Below are 20,824 nucleotides of genomic sequence, written 5' to 3' on the forward strand. Positions count from 1 at the left end.
TGCCAATGTTTCCGGGGTTATCGGCTCAGCCGTCGCCGCCGGTGTGCTTCTCGCGCTGCTGAAATAACAACATATCTTCTGTAAGAAAAAGGGGCGAGCCACTGGTGTGGTTCGCCCCTTTTTTTATTTTATGCTGCCGGACAAGCTCCTGATATGGCAATCCAATGCGCGGCGCGCATTGACGATAATGTAAATATGCATTACGTTAAACAATACTTTAAGACTTGAAGATTTCGCCCAAATGCAAGGCGCGGGGGAAATTTCACAGCGCAGCAGTTGGGGCAAAATCCGCATTTAAAGAGGCGAACCTTCATCTTCGCCAGATCACGAGGACATTATCATGACCACATTGACAGTGACCGCACGGGGTCAAGTGACATTCCGAAAAGAGGTACTGCAACATCTCGGCATCAAGCCGGGTGACAAGATCGAACTCGATTTACTGCCCGACGGGCGGGGGCTGCTCAAAGCCGCCAAGCCTCCTGACTCGATTGACGGTTTTGTCGGATTGCTTGCCGGTCGAACCCGTAAAGTCGCCACCCTTGAAGAAATCAACGAGGCCAGTGCACAAGCCTGGTCGGGGAAGAAATGAAAATCACTGTTGACACCAATGTTCTTGTGCGCGCTGTTGTTCAAGACGATCCCGTACAAGCAAGCGTCGCCGCCAAGGTCTTGATCGATGCTGATTTGATCGCCGTCGCGACGCCTACTCTGTGTGAGTTTGTATGGGTTTTGCTCAGGGTTTACGGTTTCCATGCCGGCGATGCCGCGGCCGCGATACGCGCGCTGCTTGCCGCTGCAAATGTGCAAGTGAATAGACCGGCGGTAGAGGCGGGCCTGTTGGTCCTCGAGGCGGGCGGCGATTTTGCCGACGGCATCATTGCTTTCGAGGGCAATTGGCTCGGCGGGGAAACTTTTGTTTCCTTTGATAAAAAGGCGGTGACACTTCTGGCCAAGCAAGGTCTGCGCACACGGCTTTTGCATCAATAATCCGGAAGAAATACTCAATGTGTCGCGCCTCTCAAGCTTGCGCGCCCACCCCTCGCTCTGCTTGATTATAGAGATGTTGGAAAATAATATTTATCTTCTCGTCAAACAGATCCTGATCATATGACTCAGGCAGAGTGTTGCTGAGAACAACCTGAATTTCTCGTCTTACCCGCGCCTGACTTTGCAGTTCCTTATACCATTTCTCTATTAAAACAGTGTCTTTTGCATTTTTCAATTTCTTAAGCAGAGATTGCGCGGCAAGCTTTACCTGTTTTTTTTCCTTCTTTGTAAGGGTATCTTTTTTAAGCAGATCGAAGATCTCAAGTTCCTCTTCCGTCATGCCATTTCTGGCAGCACGCCGTTCCTCTTCACTCAAGTTCTCCGCCTGCTCGGTGAGGTCCTCATAGGCTTCTTCTATAGAAATACTCCCCGAATTGTATTCTTCGATGATTTTCTCAAAGCGCGCAAACAAGCTGCCCCTGGTCTTGTTCTCTTTCGTCATTTGCCGCAACTTAATCTGCAAATATTGGCTGAGATCTTCAAACTCGATATTTTTATGTTTTTTCTCTTTAAACTCCTGACGTAACTGCTCAAAATTTAGCCGGCCCAAATCAATCAGACTGCCATTGCTCAAGGTGTATTTTCTATAATTTGGCGATTTCTCCGTGGTTTTCAGCAAATCCCCCTTGCCAAGCACGGAACTGTCCAAAAGCGCATCCAATTGTTCTTTTGCGCGCTCTACCTGCTCATCCTGATCGCCACTGCGGTCTACTATTTTTCGTAAATATTCGAAGACATCACGAGCTTTTTTGATTTCTGGATTTTCATATATTTCCGGTTTTGCCGAGTCATACAAAGAGGAGATGGTGTTCACATACAAGCCCAGCTGATTTTTGTATTCCTTCCTTTCTAAAAGAGTGTTGGCATAATCTTCAAAGAGTTCAATCTCTTTGAATCCTTTTTCACCAATCCCCAAAATAGTGTCAATATCAGCACCCAGCTCCCGACAGAACGCCTTGGCCTCCACTATTGCCTCTTCCAGTAGCTTCAACAATACGGCAAACTCTTTCACCGGGAACTCATCCAGCCCCTCACCGTCTTTTTGCTTCCCTTTGGAGCCTTCGGCATAGGCCGACAAGGCTTTCTTCAGGTTCCGGAAGACACCGAAATAATCAATAACGATGCCATTTTTCTTACCCTCAAAAACCCGGTTTGCCCTGGCAATAGTCTGCATCAGGGTATGGTTCTGCATTGGTTTATCCAGATACAGGGTTGAAACCGTCGGGGCATCAAAGCCGGTAAGCCACATCGCCGTGACAAAGACAATTCTATATAAATTGTTCGGGTCTTTGAAATAATCTTCAATGTTACGCCCATCCTCATCGGGATACTCCATCAACTTTCGATGCGGCGCAATATCAATTCCCTGCCGGGCAAATTTCTTCTTTTCCTGTTTTTCACTGCCTTCCAGACTGATAACTACTGCCATTTTGGTTTCTTCCATAAAGGCAATGGCTCGCAAATACCTCTTCTTCTGCTCGGCATCCGATTCTTTGGCAACCAGACGACGCAGTTCTTTGATCTCTTCTTTCAAATGATACTGCGTCTTCTCATACATTTTGACAGCAGTAAACTTATCGATGGAGATGACCATCGCCTTCATCGGCTTTCTCTTACCTTCATCATCGTCAACATCCAGCCGATATGGAAAATGCTGCACAATATGTTTGGCGATCTCTTCCAGCCGATCATCACGGCGAACGACCTGCAGCAGGGTGGAATACTCCCGATCAAGTTTTTCCTGTTGCTCTTCACTTAAATTTTCATTTTCCAGAATCTGTGCGGCATCGCCAAGCAGATTCTCATTTACCTGCTCCACCCTCGGCACACTCTTTTTATAGAAAAGCGGCACAGTGGCCCCATCCTCGATACTCTGGGCAAAATTATATTCCGAGACATAGGCGCCGAACCAATCCCTGGTCAATTCACTGCTCAGGAGGGGCGTGCCGGTAAAGGCTATATACTGGGCATTCGGCAGGGCGATGCGCATGTTCTCTCCCAACGCCTTATATTGACTGCGGTGCGCTTCATCGACAATAACGACCCAGTTATCCCGGGCACTTATCTGGCAATAGGTCAAACCTTTCTTAATGCCGAAATTAAAGATGGTGGAAAAATAGTAGGACTTGTTGGCTTGCAGCGCATCCTGAAGCTGTTTGCGACTCCTGTTCCCCTTGGCGCGAAACGGGTTTTTATCGATCTTCTCACCCTTTTGCAGACTCAGGGTTTCCGTCTCCAGAAAATTGCGAAATATCTGATCATCCAGATCATTGCGATCGGTGACAATCAGAAATGACCAGTCCCCGGCTATTTTCCTATTCACCTTGCGGGTGAAAAAAATCATCGAATAGGATTTACCGGACCCCTGCGTATGCCAGAAGATACCAAGTTTTCCCTGGTTGCCTTCACGCTCTTCCAGAGCCTTAACCGCGTTGTTTGCGCCAAGAAACTGATGGTTCTTGGCAATAATTTTTACCTTGTTCAGGTGGTACAAAACAAAATTTTCAAAATAGTCGAGCAAATTTATTTTATTACAAAGACCTTCACAAAAGAGCTGCAGGCTCAAACGATTGCCGTTTTTTCGACTGGTTGATTCTATGGCGGGTAATCCTGGCTGCTCCGCATTGACACTGCTGTCTTCAAGCTTTACCCAGGAAAAGAAATGTTCCCATGGCGCGTTATAACTGCCGACACGGGTCTGAATACCGTTGGAGATGGCGACGAAGAGGTTATAGCAAAAGAGTTGCGGGATATTTTCCTTATAGCTTTGCAGGTTATCATCATAACCGCTCTTGACCTTTTCCGTGGCGTTTTTCAGCTCGACCATGACCAAGGGCAAACCGTTGACATAGAGCAGCACATCAGGTCGGCGGGTAATGCCGGTTATATCTTGATATTCAATGGAGAGCTGGGAGACCACCAGAAAGTCATTTTTTTCAGGATATTGAAAGTCAATGATCCGCACATAGTCGCTTACTTCCCTCATTTCCTCATCACCATAGGTGACGGGAACCCCGCCCCGGATAAGCTCGTATACCTGTTTATTGGCCATCAAAGGAGACATGCCGGCCCTGCTGCGGGACAGTTCAAGGACCGCATGTTCCAGACACATGGGTGGGAGGTCTGGATTGAGTTTTTCCAGAACATTATAAAGGCGATCTTTCAGGACAACATCTTGTAACGACTCTCTGCCGAGCAGCTTTTTCTGCCAGCCATCAAGATATTCATATTTCAGGGAGGAGGTAAAAAAGGCAATATCTGCTTCTTCGATATGTGATTCGTTCAGAAATGCCATAAGAGGTATCGCCTTTCTTTTATTGGTCGTCGAGTAAATGCTCGACACTCAGTTTGCCGCTGATCAGTCTTGGGAGCAGGAGGTCACGGGTTTGTTTGAGAATTTTATTTTTCTTTCTTAACAAGAGAATCTCGTCAAAAAATGGCCCCACAATTCTTTCAAATTCCTCAATAATTATCTCGTCAGGCGTACATAAAAAAACTCTATCGAGTTCCGATCTTTTTATATGTTGCATAGTTGCCCCATTTGATAAGCTTCTAAATGATGGCATATTCGAACGTAAAGAGAGAAACAAAAAATGTTTGAAACTCTCTTTTTTGGGAACAACTTTAAACAAATGCTGGTTGAGCAATGCATGACCTTCGGCCCAGAGATAGGTGTTTAAGTCGGCAGACCAGGAAAAAAGTATATCCCCATCATTAATGTGTAATTTCTTTGGAATGGATGCGCCGTCATTTCTTGGAGTTTTCTCGGACACACCATTCTTCAATTCCGCTATTTTTACAATAGGATAGCCTTCAGTTTCCCAATCTTCGGGTTTGAATGCATAGCCGTTTATATAGTCAGCTACATCCGCAAATGATTTTTTTTTCCATCCATCGGGCATATCAATAGAAATTCGAGATTTTTCATAACGTTGAAAACGTAATCGAACAAACCACTCTTTGTAAATTTCCTCGGCCATCTGCTCCAGCAAGTTAACACGCTGATTATTGTTATCTATAAGATTTTCGTAAGCCGAAATTATATTTGCAATTTTGCATTGAATATCAAGGCTCAAAGGCAGCTTAACCTTGACCTTATAGACACGCTCTGGAGATGTGTGTCTGACCTTTGCTCCATTTGCATTTGCAACAACCTGATTTCTAACAATATTTGTGTTTAACAGGTAGTAAAGAAATTGTTTATCGACTTGACTGGAATTAATATTTTTGATAAGCCCTATTCGCTGGTTGTGTAGATAATAATTGTCGACAGGAATAGAAGCTGTGCTACCCAATAATCCTTCACCTTGTTCTGTTAGAGCCATAACTAGGGAACCGGCGTCTAAAATAAAATCCTTCTTAACCTCACCGACATAGTATTTTTCTTTCCCTTGCCTGTCTCTAAAACCACCTTCTTCATGAAAATGCCCTGGGGTGGTAACGACATAATCACCAGTATCAGAAAAATATTCCCCTTTCAGTGCATATCCATGTTTTAGTGTGAATAATTCTCCAAGAGACTTATTATTCCACTTCATAATAGCCTACGAATGTTTTTTTCAATTACGTCCTCAATTTCTCTCGCCTCTACAGAAAATCTGTTAAATTTTTCATGCAATTTTCTCAAGTTTGCTTCAAATTCCTTATAGCTAATAACATCATCGTCATTTTTAATTCCAACATAGCGCCCAGCATTTAAAGAATAATCCTGCTCGTCAACATATTCGTCGCGCTCTGCCACCTTACATAGCCCAACCACATCAGCAAAAACAGCATCGGGAAAACGACTCTGCAACCAGTGCATTGTCTCATACCAATAGATAGGCCAATGCAGGACACCACGAACCTCTTTCACCTCATCCTCAAAAACAATCTTGGCAAAATTGCTCTCCAGGACCTTGTCCACACCAACAAGCTCCAGTTGCCCCCATTGTTTATCCTGCTTAACACGCAGAAGTTTACCTGCCTGCTTGTAGATCTCCAGCAACTCGGCATGCTCCTTTTTCAAGGTTTCTGCAATCTGCCGGTAGCCATCGACTACTTTATTCAGACCAGCAGCAAACTCAAGCTGAGCCGTATTGGCATGACGTTTCACATCAAAGCCAAGCAGAATAGCCGTATCCGGAAGATCTATCTGGTCCTTTATGACAAGTTTCTCCAGACGCTCAAGCAGGCCGGAGGCGACAAGATTTTTCTTCTCGGCCGGTTTGTGTTTGTCCTTACTTTCCTTGACATATGATTGGAGATTTGTAACCAGCTGATTGTACTGCAGCCGGTATACTTCAATACGCTCCGGCACCTTTTTAAGAGCAGCAACCGCATTTTCAATATATCTGGCTATAAGCTCCAGGTACCGCGCTGTTTCCCCACGATACATGCGCACAATAGCCGCCAGGTTCTGGATCTGCTCTTCGGTCCAATCCCGATGTGCCCTATCAATTTGCCGAAAAGTGTTTCTCGCATCAATAAAAAGAATCTTCTTTTCGCGATCCGTGCCACGCTTTCCTTTATCAAAGAACCAGAGGGTTGCCGGCAGGGTCACGGTATAAAACATGTTTGACGGTATCGTCACCATGCAGTCAACAATGCCGCTATCGACTATCTTTTTGCGAATCTCATATTCTGCATTTCGGGCATCGGAAGCTGAGTTGGCCATAACAAAACCCGCCCGCCCTTTATCATTCAAGGAGGTGGCAAAAAGCGAAATCCACAGATAATTGGCATCGGTGATTTTGTCCTCTTTCTTCCCCTTGGGCTTGGGCAAACCGTAGGTCGTAAACCGTTTATCGTTTTTAACGGTAGTTTCCTGAATGCCTTTGACATTAAAAGGGGGATTGGCCATGACATAGTCATATTTACCCAGGCTGCCGAACTGATCGGTTTCGTAGGAATTGACCTCGGCAATTTCCCCACGCAGGTTATTGACCATCAGATTCATCTTCGCCAGGCGAACCGTCTCTCCCATGAACTCCTGGCCTTCGACATAGATCTTGGAGCGGTCCTGCTGTACTTCACTCAAAAAATTGGCCGACTGGACAAACATTCCCCCCGAGCCACAGGCGGGATCAAAAATATTTCCCTGAAAAGGCTCAATGGTTTCAACGATAAACCGAACGACGGAGGTGGGCGTAAAGAATTCGCCGCCTTTCTGACCTTCACTCAAGGCAAACTTGCCAAGGAAGTATTCGTAAATCTTGCCGAAAACATCACCGGAAGCGTCTTTAGGGATGTCTGAAAAAGCCTTTAACAGCTGAGGCAGGATGTCCTCTTTTTTCTTCTCAATCTCAAAGTAAGGGTCTTTGGGCAGAACTCCTTTGAAGCCTGGGTTCTGATACTTTTCAATGGCTTCCATTGCCTCTTTTATCGCCTGGCCGGTTTTAATTGCACCTGGCAGATTAAGCAGGTATTCATACCTGGCTTCCGGCGGAAGATAGAATCCACACTTTTCTATCGCTATATTCTCTATTGCCCTTTCCAGCCTTGTACCTTTATCATTCTCAAACTCTTTAATGATCTCAGATTCAACCTGAGAATACTTATTTTCAGCAAAACGAAGGAAAATCAGACCAAGAACCGGTACTGCATAATCAGAGGCTTTGATGCCGCCATAGGCTCTCAGGGAGTTTGCGGCATCCCAGAGATCATCTTCAAGTTTTTTTAATTCACCGTTATTCACTCTATCTCTATCATATTGTATTGAAGTTAGTGTCGTAAACTACTCTCGCTCAAGCTGTAATATCCAGCCGGATTGGCCTCTTTTTCCAGTCGCCTGGAAATCCCATCGCTGTGCTGTTTATTTCCGGATGAATGGTAAAAGCATTGCCGGCTTCCCCCAAAAAAGTAACCTCCCTGGGTGCGCAGATCTGACGAGATGCGTGGGAGGTGTTGTTCAACTTTCCAATGCACGGCAAGCAGGCAATTTTTTTATGAACTGACCCTATTCACCAACGGTTTTCCTCTGTTGATCGTCCTCTCATAGCGTATCGCCGGATAGCCAAAGCCCATGACATAGCCGATGCGGTGGTCATCGGGGATGCCCAGCCTCTTTTGCAGCGACGGGACCAGCTCGGTGATGGTCAGGGTCGCCAGACCGTTCCACAGGGTGCCGATGCCCCGGCTGGCGGCGTAGAGTTCAAAGGTGGATAAAGCGATGATGCAGTCGTGCAGCGGCGAGGCGCTCTCCTTATGGGCGGAAACGATGAGAAGATGCGGGGCACCGCGAAAGAGGATATCCCTGCCGGAACTCTTCCACGCCTTGATAACATCCTCGAACATCTCCATTCCTTCCGGGAGCTTTTTCTCTTTGATCAACTGCTCCAGCCCGGCAAGAGCCTCTTCCCGCAGATCATAAAGAGTGCCCTTGTCATCAACCAGCGTATAAAGCAGTTCCCGGTCATTATGGCCGCTGGGGGCATGGCCGGCGACCTCGAGGAGTTTGTCGATAACGGCCGCATCGATATTTTTGTCCTGATAGTTTCTGATCGACCGGCGGCCTTTGATGAGCATTTCCACCTGCTCGGCTTGCGGCATTTTTTCGGCAGAGAAGGCTCTGCCCTCCTCGGGACCATAGCCAAGCAGAGAGACCGACCCCTCACTGCAGACAGCGACACAATGCAGGCAGCGGATACAAAATGATTCGAGATCCTCGGCAATAGTCGGCAGACCAGTCTCCATGCCGATAATCATTGCCGGACAGTCGGAGGCGCATTGTCCGCAACCAATACAGGTTTCCACATCAATGGTAAAATCTAGCATAGGGTTCCTTGTAAGAGTTTTATGCAACTGAAATTTTTACGCAACGGTTCTGGTGACAATTTCTTTATCAAAATAATTGACCGACATGCCGGCATCGACCACGATGGTCTGACAGTTGATGCCGGAACTTCTCTCGGAAAGCAGGAAGGCCGCCGTATCGGCAACCTCCCGGGTGGCCAGGGCGCTTTTCCTGAGAGTCGCTTTTTCGGCAAAGAGATAACTGTCGATATAGCCGGGAATGCCGGCGGAGGCGGAGGTCTTCAACAAGCCTGGTGCCACTGCGTTAAAGCGCACCCTGGAAAACTCCGAAAAACTCTTGGCCAGAAAGCAGAGCGATGAGTCAAGGGCCGCCTTGATCGGCGCCATATAGCCATAGTTTTCCGCAGCCATACGGGTGGTGGAAATGGATATTGTCACCACCGAACCATGCTCTGCCAGCAGCTGCTTAAAATGGTTGGCAATGCTGATAAAGGAAAAACAGGAGACGTTCATTGCCTGCAGGAAATCCTCTTTCCTGGTCTCGTGAAAGGGTTTCATGCCGTCCGAGTAGTTGGCAAAGGCGATGGAATGGACGATACCGTCTATTTTTTTGCCGCCTGGTGCGGCAAGGAGTGTTTCCTCGATCTCCTGCCGCACCCGGATGATGTTTCTTTCGTCTTCCACGTCACAGATAAAAACCGGCGATTCCGGAAAAAGCTTTCGGGCATTTTCCGCCCGCTCCGGTGATCTGACGACATGCATGACCAGGGCGCCCGCGGCAACAAGAGTCCGGCCGATCGCGCAGGCCACCGATTTTTTATTGGCCAGGCCAAAAATTACAAAGGTCTTTTTTTCAACTCCAAGAAAACTCATAGGCTGTCTAACTCTGTCATTGTTAAATTATATATGTATCGGATACTGCGCTGCCCCGCCGCATGGTTACAGCGCCAGGCCGACGGCAAAGAGCAGGCTGTAGAGCAGGGACAACTTGGCTGTCACGGCAAGCAAATCATTGAGCGAGGCGCCTTTCTCGTCGCTTATTCTTTTTGTCGACACCCAGGCCAGCGGCAGGGTGAGCAGCGGCAATACAATCATTATTGTCGCCATGCCGGCAGATATCATGGCCAAGGGCACAAGATAACTGAGGATAAGGAGCAGCTTATACTCGGCAATGGTCCGGCTGCGGCCGAGGATGACCGCCAGGGTCTTTTTACCTGCCTTACGGTCCGTATCGATATCCCGTAGATTATTGACGACCATGATGGAGGTAATGAGCAGGCCGGGCGGTACGGCGGCGAGCATCACCATCCAGGTCAACTGTCCAGCCTGAACGAGATAGGTCCCGCCCACCGCGACCAGGCCAAAAAAAATAAACACAAAAAGCTCGCCCAGTCCATGGGAAGCAAGAGGATAGGGTCCGCCGCTGTAGGCAAGGGCCCCAAGCACCGAGGCAGCACCGATAAGCACGATCGGCCAGCCGCCGACCAGGGCCAGATAGAGAAAAACCATTGCCGCCAGCACCAGGCAAACAATCATGCCCCTTTTCACTGCACATGGCGAAATCAAACCGCTCTGGGTGACACGTACCGGGCCCAGCCGCTCTTTAGAGTCAATGTTATTTTTATAATCAAAATAGTCATTGGCCAGATTGACGCCGATCTGCAGGAGCACCGCACCAAGCAGGCAGCAAAAGGCCGGCAGAAGGCTGAATTTCCCATCGGCAAAGGCCACTGCCGAACCGACAGCCACCGGCCCGACGGCGGCCGGAAGAGTCTTGGGACGAATGGCCAGCAGCCACAGGCCGATTTTTGAAGAAACAGTTTCCTGCATGATATTTATTTCTCTACTTTTCTCGAATTCTCATCAGCAACGATGAAAATTTTCACGTTTGCCGATCATTACCGGACGGACTTATGTAACAAACAGATGTTTACTCACCTTCAGCTCGATGGCATAGATGGCAAAATACAGCAGCACGCCCAGCAGTCCCATGCCCATGATACCGGTATACATTTCCGCATAGAGCAGGACCTGATAGGTCTCAATCACGATATAATAGCCCAGACCATAACTGGTCAAGGATTGTTCGGCAATAAAGAGCACCGCCACGGCGGTGCCCACCGATACCCGCAGAGCGGTCAGTACCGCCGGCAGGGATGCCGGCAGATAGACATAACGAAACAGTGCCCTCCGTCCGGCGCCAAGGGATTTCACCGAGAGAATCAGTTCTTTTTTCAAACCGGCGGCCTCATCGCGGACCACCACGAGAATCTGGAAAAAGATAATTATGGCAATCAGGGTGATTTTAGAGACATCGCTGATACCCATCAGCACATAGATGACCGGCAAAAAAATGATCTTCGGAATCGGATAGATGATGGCGATCAACGGACTGATCACCCGATCCAGTTTCGGCATCTGCCCCAGCGCCAGACCCAGAGGCGCGGCAAAGAGGGTGGCCAGAAAAACCGCCGCCAGCACCCGCCCGGCGGAGGCCAGGAAATGGAGACCCAGCTCACCGGTGATATTATGACAAAAGAGCGGCACCACCTCGATCGGTCCGGGCAGGATCGGACGGTTGATGAGCAAGGCCGCCAGCTGCCACAGGCAGAAAAACATCACCACGCCGACGAGGGTGCTGAGAAAGGTCGCTTTTTTCTTCATTGTCTTGGCCAGCTCCCTCAGCTTTCTCGAGTATTTCCGGCCGCCAGAAGATCACGTAATTCAGCGCAGCGCCGCAGAAACCCGGCACCGCCCCTGCCAGCGGTCTCGCCGAACACATCATTGTCAATGACCCGGGGGATACGGTTGCAGCTGTTGCCGAGAACGAGTATTTTTTCGCCGAGCACCACCGCCTCTTCGATATCATGGGTGACGGTAAGCGAGGTCAGGCCGGACTCCGCATGAAAATTGTTCATCACCTTCTGCAGCTCTTCCCTGATCGGCGCGTCAAGGGCCGAAAAGGGTTCATCCATCAGCAGCAGATCCGGTTCAAGCACCAGGGTTCTGGCGATTGCCGCCCGCTGGCGCTGGCCTCTGGACAACTGGGCCGGATACATATCCCGCAGCTGATCAATCCCCAGCCAGTTCAGCCAGTACTGTACTCGACGTTCATCTTTTTCGCTGTCGACCTGGACATCGGCCGGGCTGTGTTTTCCATCCGGACCGTAGAATTTTCGGATCTTCAAACCGAGGCGACTGTTCTCCAGTATGGTCGCCCAGGGCAGCAGGCCATGGTCCTGAAGCACCAGACCGGTAGATGGCCTGGCCCGGACAATTTTCTCCCCATTGATGCTGATTTCCCCGCCATGGGGGGTGTGCAGGCCGGCGATAAGGTAGAGAAGCGTTGTCTTACCGCAGCCGGAGGGGCCGATGACCGTCCACGACTCACCGCGCTGGATGGTTAAGCTAAAATCGTCAAAGAGAACGATGCCGCCGCCATAGCCAAACCGCAGCTTTTTCACCTCTATCATGGTCGACAGCCTTTCATTTTGCCAAAAACTCCGAGGTGACCGAGTCCGCATAGGCCAGCGGCTTGACGAGAAGCTTTTTCTCCACCATCCAGGCCATGACATCATCCCACTGGGCCTTGGTCGGTACCTCTTTTCGCGGCATGGGCGGTACCCGGAACTCCTCCTGGACGTTTTTCGGCACGCGTATTTTTTTCAGCATCAGTTGCTGAAAAGCGGCAGGGTCCTCGTTCAGGTCGGCGCAGGCCCTATCCCAGGCGACCATAAATTTTTTCACCGCCTCCTCTTTGTCCGTCAGGGCGTCGACAGTAAAGGTGACCACACTGGCGCTGACACTTCTCAGCGCCGTATCATTGACGATTTCGATGGCGCCGCCCTTTATGGCGCTTGCCCCGAGGGGATCGGGCAGCACCACCGCCGCCAGTTGCCCGGCAAGGAGCAGCTGCAGCCGCTCCGGCAGTACCGGCACCGACTGATAGCGAATCGCCTCAGAGGGCACGCCGCCTGCTTCGAGCAGCCTGGTGGTTATATACTCAATAACCGTATTCTTTGAAATGCCGATGGGAATATCGGCCAGATCGGCCACCGTCTTCAACGTGCTGCCGGGTGCAACCAGGAGTCTGAACAGCGGCGCCTGCCCTATCGGTGCGCGGGCAATGGCGACAATTTTCGCCCGATTCTCTTCCCGGTTGAAAATGGCCGCACCGGATATCTCATTGATCATGCCGTCCACTCGTCCGGCCTGCATCAGCTGATCCCGCTCCACCGCGCTGCCTACCGGCAGAGACTCCACCGAGATATCCAGCTCCGTAAAATAGCCTTTTTCCAGGGCAACATAGACCGGCAGCACATCGGGAACCGGCAAAAGCGCCAGCCGGAGAGTGCTGTTCTCCTCCCCGGCAAACAACAGTTGCGGCAGCAGCAGGCTCAACAGCAGGAGAGTTTGACAAAACACTGAAAATTTTCTCTTCATAGGACCCATTTCCACTCATTGGTATGAAACTTCCGGCGGAGAAGTACCGCCTTCTGTGCTATAATATCCGTCCACTCGTTTGACCATGGTATTTCCATTCTGTTTGCGCTAAGGTCAATGCACTGTAGTCACAAAAACCGATATCCATTCATAATGGGAAACAGAACAGTCTTGCAACTATAAAAAACATTCAGAACATGCAGAACATGCACAACATGCAAAAATATATAATAGGCATCGATACCGGCGGGACATATACCGACGCGGTACTCCTTGACAAGGAATCCGGAAAAGTTGTCGCGACCGCCAAAAAGCCGACCAGCCACTATCAGCTGGCGACGGGAACCGGAGAGGCGCTGGCCGAGCTTTTCGCCAAGTTCAATATCGGCACTATCGACACCCCCGGCACGCTTTCCGCCGAACAGATCGACGCGGTGGCCGTATCGTCAACCCTTGCCACCAACAGCGTTGTGGAAAACAAAGGTGCCCGGGTGGCCATTATCGTCATCGGCTATGTCAAACACTTCAAACTGCCGGTCAAGGCGGTGGTCTTTGTCAAAGGCGGCCATACCATTCAGGGCGACGAAGAGGAACCGCTGGAACTCGACTATCTGGTGCAGCTGATCAGCGGCTTAAAAAATGAAGTCGATGCCTATGGTATCTGTTCGGCGATGTCCATGAAAAACCCGACCCACGAGCTGGTAACGGAAAAGGCTATCGCGCTGCTCGACCCGAAGCCGGTCTTTTGTTCGCATCGCATCAGCAACCTGGTGGGCATGGAAGAAAGAGCCGCCACCGCCGGACTGCACGCCAAACTGATGCCGGTCATGGAGGAATTTGTCGAAGGGGTGCAAAAGGCCATGGCTGTCCACCGGCTGGACTGCCCGTTAATGGTCGTCAGCGGCAACGGCCAGGCCATGGCGGCCGGCAAGGCCGTCAACGAAGCGGGACTGACCGTGGCCAGCGGCCCAGCCTGCACCGCCTCTTTCGGCGCTTGCCAAAGCGACAAGGACTGCCTGGTTATCGATGTCGGCGGAACAACCACCGATATCGCCATGATCGAAAACGGTCACCCGTGTCTGACCTCCGATGGCTGCCGGATAGGTCGCTGGAAAACCCATGTCGAGGCAATCGATATGCATACGGCCGGCATCGGCGGTGACAGTCATGTGTATGTTGACAGGAAGGGACGGCTGACCATCGGACCGGCTCGAGTCACCCCCCTGGCCATGGCCAGGGAGATGGTGCCGGTGGACGAGTGGCTGGGCGCGGAAGACCAGGCCAAGCTGATCGTCCTGCGCCCCGAGGCACGGGATGATGTGGCCGATAACGAACTGACCAGGCTGCTGCTGAAAGAGGGGCAACTGACGCCGGCCACCATTCGCGCGCATACCGGCCTCGGCGGTATTCCGCTGAATGTACAGCTGGAACACCTGACGAGAAAACAGCAGATCTTTGAGTGCGGCTTCACCCCGACCGACGCCCTGCATGTTCTTGGCCAAATCGACATCGGTGATACAAAGAGCGCTGCGGCCGGGGCGGAACTGCTCGGCAGGGCCATGAACCTGAGCGGAGAGGCCTTTGCCCGGCTGGTTGTGACCAACACCGAGGAGCTTATTGAAAACCTCATTATTGACTATATCGTGCAGCGCTACTGGCCGAATTCACTGACCAACTTCATTGCCAGCCGCAAAGATAACCCGGTCCTGGGGGTTGATTTTTCCATTAAACTGCCGCTGATCGGCATCGGGGCGGCAGCGCACTATTTTCTTCCCGGGGTAGCAGAAAAGCTGCGCACCACCGTCAGTTTTCCACAACATTGCGAGGTCGGCAATGCCATTGGCGCGGCACTCATCGGCCTGTCCAGCACGCGCTAACCGCCGATGCGCACCGTACCGTCAGTGCCTCCGCTAAGCGTATGAAAATCCTCAGTGTCGCGGATACGGTCAGCAAAGACCTGCTGGAGACGGTGGACGGCGGTCCGGCCATCAACAACATCGAGCTGATCCTTGCCTGCGGCGACCTTCCTCCTGAGTATCTTTCCGCCCTTCGACATCGCTATGATACGCCGCTCCTCTACGTCCTCGGCAACCATGACCTGCGCTATGCGGAATCTCCCCCGATGGGCTGCCTGAATATCCATCGGCGCATTGTCAGATTCGCCAGTCTCAGGATAGCCGGTTTTTCCGGTTCAAGATGGTATAACGGCAATATCAATCAGTATACCGAAAAACAGATGGCCAGGTTTATCCGGAACATGCGCTTTGCCCTGTGGCGCAGCCGGGGCGTCGATGTCATTATCACCCATGCCCCGCCGAGATTTATCCATGATGCGGAAGACCCCTGCCATCGGGGTTTCCGGGTTTTTGTCGAATTCATCGAAAAATATCAGCCCGGTTATTTTATTCATGGTCATATCCACACCCTTTTTGCCAACGAGGCAGATAGAGTAACCAGGGTCAAATCAACTGCGGTAATAAATAGTTATGGCTACCATGTTCTCGAAACTTAATCCCTTTAAAGCACGGAAAAAAACCCTTGTCGCCCAGGACAGTCAGAGAGCGGACGATAACCCGAGCAACTTCAATATCCGCCAGGAGAAAGAAGAGGCCTACGAGGCGATCGAACGGGGAACCCTGATGGTCCCTCTGACAAAAATTATCGGCAGCGTCGGCAGATACCACGACTTCGACAATCAATTCAAGACCCACTCGCCGAAGGTCGATGAGCGGTTGAAGGGCATTATGGCTGCCATGCGCGAGGGCAAGAACATGCCGCCCATTGCCCTGTATCAGATCAAGGAGGACTTTTTTATTCTCGATGGCCACCACCGCTTCCGGGCCGCCGTGGAATTGGGCAGGACCGATATCCGCTCACGCATCGTCGAACTTCTGCCATCGAAGAACACCCTGGAAAATAACCTCTATATCGAAAAGATACACTTTCGCGACAAGGCCGGCTTACCAGACGGCATCGACCTGACCGAACCCGGCCAGCTCGACCATCTGGAGTGGCAGGTCAGAGAGCACCGCAAGTTTCTCTCGGCCCAGAAAAATCAGGCTGTCTCTTTCAAGCAGGCTGCCGCCGACTGGTACCGCACCATTTACCGGCCGCTGACGACCCTCATCGCGAACAGCAAACTGGTTACATCTTTTCCGGGACGAACTGTTGACGACCTGTATCTGTATATCTCCGTCCATCAGTGGGAAATAGGCAGTAAACGGACCTACGGCATCGGCGTCGACAAACTCATTCCGACAGACATGGAGGCCTTTCGGCAGAAAATGGCAGAACACAAGGAACAGGAATATCCGGAGATGAAACGGGAAATTACCGTCTTCATCCTCCTCAATGTAGAGGGGAAATACGAGCAGCAGATTTTCGACAAGCTGCTGGCCCTCGACGAAGTGCGTGAAGTGCACAGCGTGCACGGCTCCATCGACATGATTGCCAAAATCACCCTGATGCGCGACCTGCTCTCCTCCGATGCGGAAATCCTCTCCCATTTTATCCAGTTCACCATCAGGCAATGGAAAGGAGTGGTGTCCACGCAAACCCTGATTCCCGGCATGTCGCGGACTAAGGACCAGGATCGGTGTCATATCTGATGGATAGGTAAAAATTATTTCTTTGCAACCTTCCCTGGTAACTTCGGATCTTTTCCTTCCTCTACCACTTCGATAAAGATGGGGTTGCTGTAAAACCACAGGTCGGCATAGGCCTCGGCGACCTCATCGAGCTTGCTGTTGCTGCTGACGGCGACATCATCAAACAGCATCTCTTCCAGTTCCATGGCATCCATGGGGGCATAGATGTTGTCACTGGCCAGAGAATCGGCAAGTGGATTGCCGGCCGCATCGGTTTCAAAGGGAACTCCGGCCGGAAGATTGGTGCCGCGGAGACGAAAATACATCGATTTTTCCGCCGTGAAGTTCGTCACATAGGTCATGTAACCGTCTTTATCCACTGCCCCTTGGCGCGTAAAAGTCGCTGCAACGGCGGCATTGGTACCATAGTCGGTGGCAACCACGTCACCTGCGTTGGTCGTCGGCACATTGCCGGTAATATCGGCGGCGATCAGGTCGATATGGTCAAGTACCGGCATGTTCAGCAGTTGAGCGATACCGATTTGTTCCAGGGAAGGATTATACATATCCAGCGGGCAGAAATTGGCCTCGACCGGATCATGGACCTTGATTTTTATCTTGATCTGCTCGCCGGCCCGTACCTTCAGGGTCTGACCCATCATCGCCGAATGGTTTTTGCTCGACGCGGTGAATTCCAGTTCGTCGATCAGGTCTCCCTGCACGTTCCAGGAGTTTCCAGAGCGGACGCCATCGAAAACCGCCTGGATCTCATGCCCACCGCGCTTATCGATGTAAGTGTAATTTTTTTGGTATTCGCCGGGCCAGAAATCACTGCCGCCCACCGACCAATGGTTGTGGAAATCGGAACTGGCCAAATTAAACAACCGGCGACCTTCGGCGAGCATACCATCCCATAAACCACCTACGGTCGCTACATAGAGACCGGTACCGCCATAGGTTCCCCCGCCCAGTGAGCCTCGGCTGAAGCCCCGGTCTCCCGAGGTCTGATGACCGGGGGCGCCTTCAAAACCGATCGCCACGTCCGGGCCGGCATCCATCCAGTTACGGAAATCCTCGATATAATACCTCTTGCCACGCTCGACATGGGCCGGAACCATCCAGGCATCACCGATTCCCTGATCCTTTAAGGCCTGCATCCACCGCACCGCGAGGATGGCATCCTCTTTGGTGACATTGGTTTTTGACAGAGGACCAAAGCCGTCAAGAAGGCTGGTTTGACCATTCCGGCTGGTGTCTTTATCCAATTTATCAAAGCGGTATTCAAATTCGCTCAGAGCGGTTGCCGTGTTATCGTACTGATAAATGGCGGTGGAACTGTGCTCGTGTCCGGGCACATTCTGTTCCAGGCCGCTGATAACCATCTTATCCGGGTAGTTTGCCCGGGTGGACTGGATGTCAGGATAGACAAAGTCGCGCAGGCTCTGCCAGCGCCACATGGCCTGATGGCCGCCTGAAGACGCTGCATCACCCAGGATCGGAGTAACCGGATACACCGTCGTGTCGTCCCAAAATTTACCATTACCATTCCTGTTTCTTGAACCGCCATGCTCACTGTTGGCCCACCAGCCAAGGCCGTAATTGGCATTGTTCCCCATGACCTGCATGAAAGGAAAACTGCCGTCGGTATAGAGGGAATGTTGATGAAAATCCCCGGGGAGATATTCCCCTTTCGCAAAAGTGGTGCCGGTTCCGGCAAGGACCAGACAGCTTGATAGCAATGATATAATTGCTTTTTTCTGCGAATATTTTTTTAGTGCATAATTCATTTTTCTGTCCCCGTAGATGTAGATATTGTGCAACGATTGAAATTTTTTGAAAAACAGCTCCAAAAGCGTCCCCTTCTCCCATGTGGTGTACATGCTCCGATTTATATAACGATCCCCCCCTTGATATGATTGATGCAGAATAATCACCTTGGCCACATATGCATCAAGCTGCATGTTTATCAGCTGTACAAAAGCTACTCGGCAAATATCAGGAAAAGGTTATTATTCGGCTAATCTGCTATGAGATTGGTGGTAGTTGTACAGAAATAAGCTGGGTGATGGCGAACCGTTCAGGAGAGGGTACAGCAAAATTGACGTGGACAGCGCGGCTCACTGGACAAAACGACCAATGACCACTAAGATGGGAGAAAGTCTTTTTTGGTATTTCTGACAATCCACCCGGACAGAGAGATTCCCAGAGCAAGGCCCTGCATAAAAATGGATATCTGGATAATTTCCGCGATACTTTTTCTTACTCTCTATCTGCTGATCACCGAGAAAATCTCCGTTGATCTTACGGCCATCGGCATCATAGTCCTGCTCGTCGTCAGTCGCATCCTCACTCCCAAAGAGGCGATCGGTGGTTTTGCCAACCCGGCGGTGATCACCGTCGGGGCCCTGTTCGTTGTGTCAAAGGGGATGATGCGTACCGGCGGCGTCGAATTCCTCGGAAGAAAAATCCTTAAGGTGGCCAATGGTAATTATAAACTGGCCCTGATCATCATTTTGCTTACCGTGGGCATTACCTCGGCCTTTATCAATAACACCCCAATGGTCATCCTGTTCATTCCGGTGGTTATGACCATGTGCTGCGAATTCGGCCTCAGTCCGTCAAAATTTCTCATCCCGGTGTCCTATGCCTCGATTCTCGCCGGAACATGCACCCTCATCGGCACCTCAACGAACATCATCATCAGTGATCTCAGTGTCAGCTTCGGCTACAACGGCCTGACCATGTTCGAACTCAGCACCCTTGGCGTACCGCTTGCCGTCGCGGGAATTGTCTTCCTCTTTTTTGCCGCGCCGAAAATACTCCCCGACCAGACCAGTCCGATCTGCCGGCTGCAGGACAGTGCCCATCGCCAATATCTGGCCGAATTGAAAATTCCGGCAAAAAGCAGCTTGATCGGCAAGAGTCCGGACCAAATCTTCGGTGAAAATTACCCCAGTATCAATATTATTGAATTGATAAAAAAATCCTTTATCTATCATCCAGGCCGGGTGAAAATGACCATCGCCGAGGAAGATATCCTGCTCGTCAAGGGTTCTCTCAATGACCTGGTGGCCATTCTGCACAATGAGGAGCTTGAACTGCCGACAACGGAAACAAATCTGTTCCTCGGGGCGCAAAAAAATGCGCCTATTGTGGTCGAATTGATCATCTCGCCACATTCAGGCGTACGCGGCCAGCAACTGCAGCATACCAGCCTGGCCAGGGACCCCGAGGTGAACATTATCGCCGTCAAACGAACCAACCTGCATCTGACGGAGAGGCAGATCCATGATGTCCGTCTGCAGACCGGGGATATTCTGCTTATCTGGTGCCTTGAAAGCAAGCTGGAAGAGATCCGTTCCAGCACGGAATATATCGTCATAGAAGATGTCTATGAAGAACTGGTTCATAAGCGCAAGGCCTGGTGGGCGATCATCAACTTTATCTGCATGATCACCACCGCCGCTCTGGGGCTCGCCGACATTATGACCTGCGCCCTGACGGCGGCCTTTCTCATGATCGTCACCGGCTGCCTGCAGATGCGCGATGCCTACCGGTCGCTGCAGGGCGACGTGCTGCTGCTCATTGCCGGAACCATCGCTCTTGGCACGGCCATGCAGAAAACAGGGGCCAGCCAGCTCTATGCCGAAACCTTTCTCAGCTACTTTGCCGGTTTTTCGCCGACCATCATTCTCGGCGCCATGATTCTCCTCACCAGCATCTGCACCCAGCTGCTCAGCAACAACGCAACAGCGGTTCTGCTGCTGCCCATCGCCATCTCGACGGCACTGGGCATAGGAGTCGACCCCAAACCCTTTATCATCGGTATCTGTTTCGGTGCCAGTGCCTGTTTTGCCACGCCGATGGGCTACCAGACCAACCTCATGGTCTATGGCCCCGGGGGATACAGCTTTGTCGATTATATGAAGCTGGGTATCCCCCTGAATATTTTCGTGGTCGTGGCAGCAACTCTGTGCATTCCGCACATCTGGCCTTTTTAAAAACCTGTC

At 50.8% G+C, this 20,824-nt stretch carries 16 protein-coding genes; 6 read left to right on the forward strand and 10 right to left on the reverse strand.

What is annotated here, in order from left to right:
* The first annotated feature begins 340 nt into the window (after positions 1–340).
* Both ACYQ8U_RS17020 and ACYQ8U_RS17025 read left to right on the forward strand, forming a co-directional pair.
* Positions 341–592, forward strand: coding sequence for an AbrB/MazE/SpoVT family DNA-binding domain-containing protein (locus ACYQ8U_RS17020; RefSeq protein WP_459946759.1), 252 nt, complete (start codon positions 341–343; stop codon positions 590–592).
* Positions 589–990, forward strand: coding sequence for a type II toxin-antitoxin system VapC family toxin (locus ACYQ8U_RS17025; RefSeq protein WP_459946760.1), 402 nt, complete (start codon positions 589–591; stop codon positions 988–990). Before ACYQ8U_RS17020 ends, ACYQ8U_RS17025 begins: the two co-directional genes overlap by 4 nt.
* A gap of 31 nt (positions 991–1,021) precedes the next feature.
* On the opposite strand, the gene ACYQ8U_RS17030 is transcribed toward ACYQ8U_RS17025, so the two are convergent.
* From ACYQ8U_RS17030 to ACYQ8U_RS17070, 9 genes are all read right to left on the reverse strand, one after another.
* Positions 1,022–4,345, reverse strand: coding sequence for a type I restriction endonuclease subunit R (locus tag ACYQ8U_RS17030; RefSeq protein ID WP_459946761.1), 3,324 nt, complete (start codon positions 4,343–4,345; stop codon positions 1,022–1,024).
* A 19-nt stretch (positions 4,346–4,364) separates the two neighbouring features.
* Positions 4,365–5,588: a restriction endonuclease subunit S gene (locus ACYQ8U_RS17035; RefSeq protein ID WP_459946762.1), complete on the reverse strand. Its 1,224-nt coding sequence runs from the start codon at positions 5,586–5,588 to the stop codon at positions 4,365–4,367.
* Positions 5,585–7,726, reverse strand: coding sequence for a type I restriction-modification system subunit M (locus ACYQ8U_RS17040; protein WP_459946763.1), 2,142 nt, complete (start codon positions 7,724–7,726; stop codon positions 5,585–5,587). Before ACYQ8U_RS17040 ends, ACYQ8U_RS17035 begins: the two co-directional genes overlap by 4 nt.
* 248 nt (positions 7,727–7,974) lie before the next feature.
* On the reverse strand, positions 7,975–8,805 hold the full coding sequence (locus ACYQ8U_RS17045) for a nitroreductase family protein (RefSeq protein WP_459946764.1): 831 nt from the start codon (positions 8,803–8,805) through the stop codon (positions 7,975–7,977).
* A 36-nt stretch (positions 8,806–8,841) separates the two neighbouring features.
* Positions 8,842–9,657, reverse strand: a complete 816-nt coding sequence (locus ACYQ8U_RS17050) for an enoyl-ACP reductase FabI (protein WP_459946765.1) — start codon at positions 9,655–9,657, stop codon at positions 8,842–8,844.
* Between the two features lie 66 nt (positions 9,658–9,723).
* Complete coding sequence (locus ACYQ8U_RS17055; protein ID WP_459946766.1) at positions 9,724–10,614, reverse strand: 1,4-dihydroxy-2-naphthoate polyprenyltransferase; 891 nt, start codon at positions 10,612–10,614, stop codon at positions 9,724–9,726.
* A gap of 81 nt (positions 10,615–10,695) precedes the next feature.
* Positions 10,696–11,448 (reverse strand): ABC transporter permease, encoded by a 753-nt coding sequence (locus ACYQ8U_RS17060; protein ID WP_459946767.1) that lies wholly within the window; start codon positions 11,446–11,448, stop codon positions 10,696–10,698.
* A gap of 17 nt (positions 11,449–11,465) precedes the next feature.
* The gene (locus tag ACYQ8U_RS17065; protein WP_459946768.1) at positions 11,466–12,257 is read right to left on the reverse strand and encodes an ABC transporter ATP-binding protein; all 792 of its coding nucleotides are present in this window, start codon (positions 12,255–12,257) and stop codon (positions 11,466–11,468) included.
* Positions 12,258–12,270: 13 nt separating this feature from the next.
* Positions 12,271–13,227 (reverse strand): ABC transporter substrate-binding protein, encoded by a 957-nt coding sequence (locus ACYQ8U_RS17070; RefSeq protein ID WP_459946769.1) that lies wholly within the window; start codon positions 13,225–13,227, stop codon positions 12,271–12,273.
* Between the two features lie 215 nt (positions 13,228–13,442).
* Here ACYQ8U_RS17070 and ACYQ8U_RS17075 point away from each other — a divergent pair, with 215 nt between their 5' ends.
* Genes ACYQ8U_RS17075 through ACYQ8U_RS17085 form a run of 3 tightly spaced genes read left to right on the forward strand, consistent with a single transcriptional unit; the run spans position 13,443 to position 16,835 of the window.
* Entirely contained in the window at positions 13,443–15,104 is a 1,662-nt protein-coding gene (locus tag ACYQ8U_RS17075; RefSeq protein ID WP_459946770.1) for a hydantoinase/oxoprolinase N-terminal domain-containing protein, read from the forward strand.
* A 41-nt stretch (positions 15,105–15,145) separates the two neighbouring features.
* Complete coding sequence (locus tag ACYQ8U_RS17080; protein WP_459946771.1) at positions 15,146–15,739, forward strand: metallophosphoesterase family protein; 594 nt, start codon at positions 15,146–15,148, stop codon at positions 15,737–15,739.
* Positions 15,714–16,835 (forward strand): Lrp/AsnC ligand binding domain-containing protein, encoded by a 1,122-nt coding sequence (locus ACYQ8U_RS17085; RefSeq protein WP_459946772.1) that lies wholly within the window; start codon positions 15,714–15,716, stop codon positions 16,833–16,835. The genes ACYQ8U_RS17080 and ACYQ8U_RS17085 overlap by 26 nt, the downstream gene beginning before the upstream one ends.
* Positions 16,836–16,849: 14 nt before the next feature.
* Here the strand turns inward: ACYQ8U_RS17085 and ACYQ8U_RS17090 are convergent, their stop codons facing one another.
* Positions 16,850–18,775 (reverse strand): CehA/McbA family metallohydrolase domain-containing protein, encoded by a 1,926-nt coding sequence (locus ACYQ8U_RS17090; RefSeq protein WP_459946773.1) that lies wholly within the window; start codon positions 18,773–18,775, stop codon positions 16,850–16,852.
* Positions 18,776–19,039: 264 nt separating this feature from the next.
* Between ACYQ8U_RS17090 and ACYQ8U_RS17095 the strand changes: the two genes are divergently transcribed.
* Positions 19,040–20,815 carry an SLC13 family permease gene (locus ACYQ8U_RS17095; RefSeq protein ID WP_459946774.1) on the forward strand — a complete coding sequence of 592 codons (1,776 nt, stop codon included), beginning with the start codon at positions 19,040–19,042 and terminating at the stop codon, positions 20,813–20,815.
* Positions 20,816–20,824: the final 9 nt, after the last annotated feature.

Source organism: Desulfocastanea catecholica, from assembly GCF_054657295.1.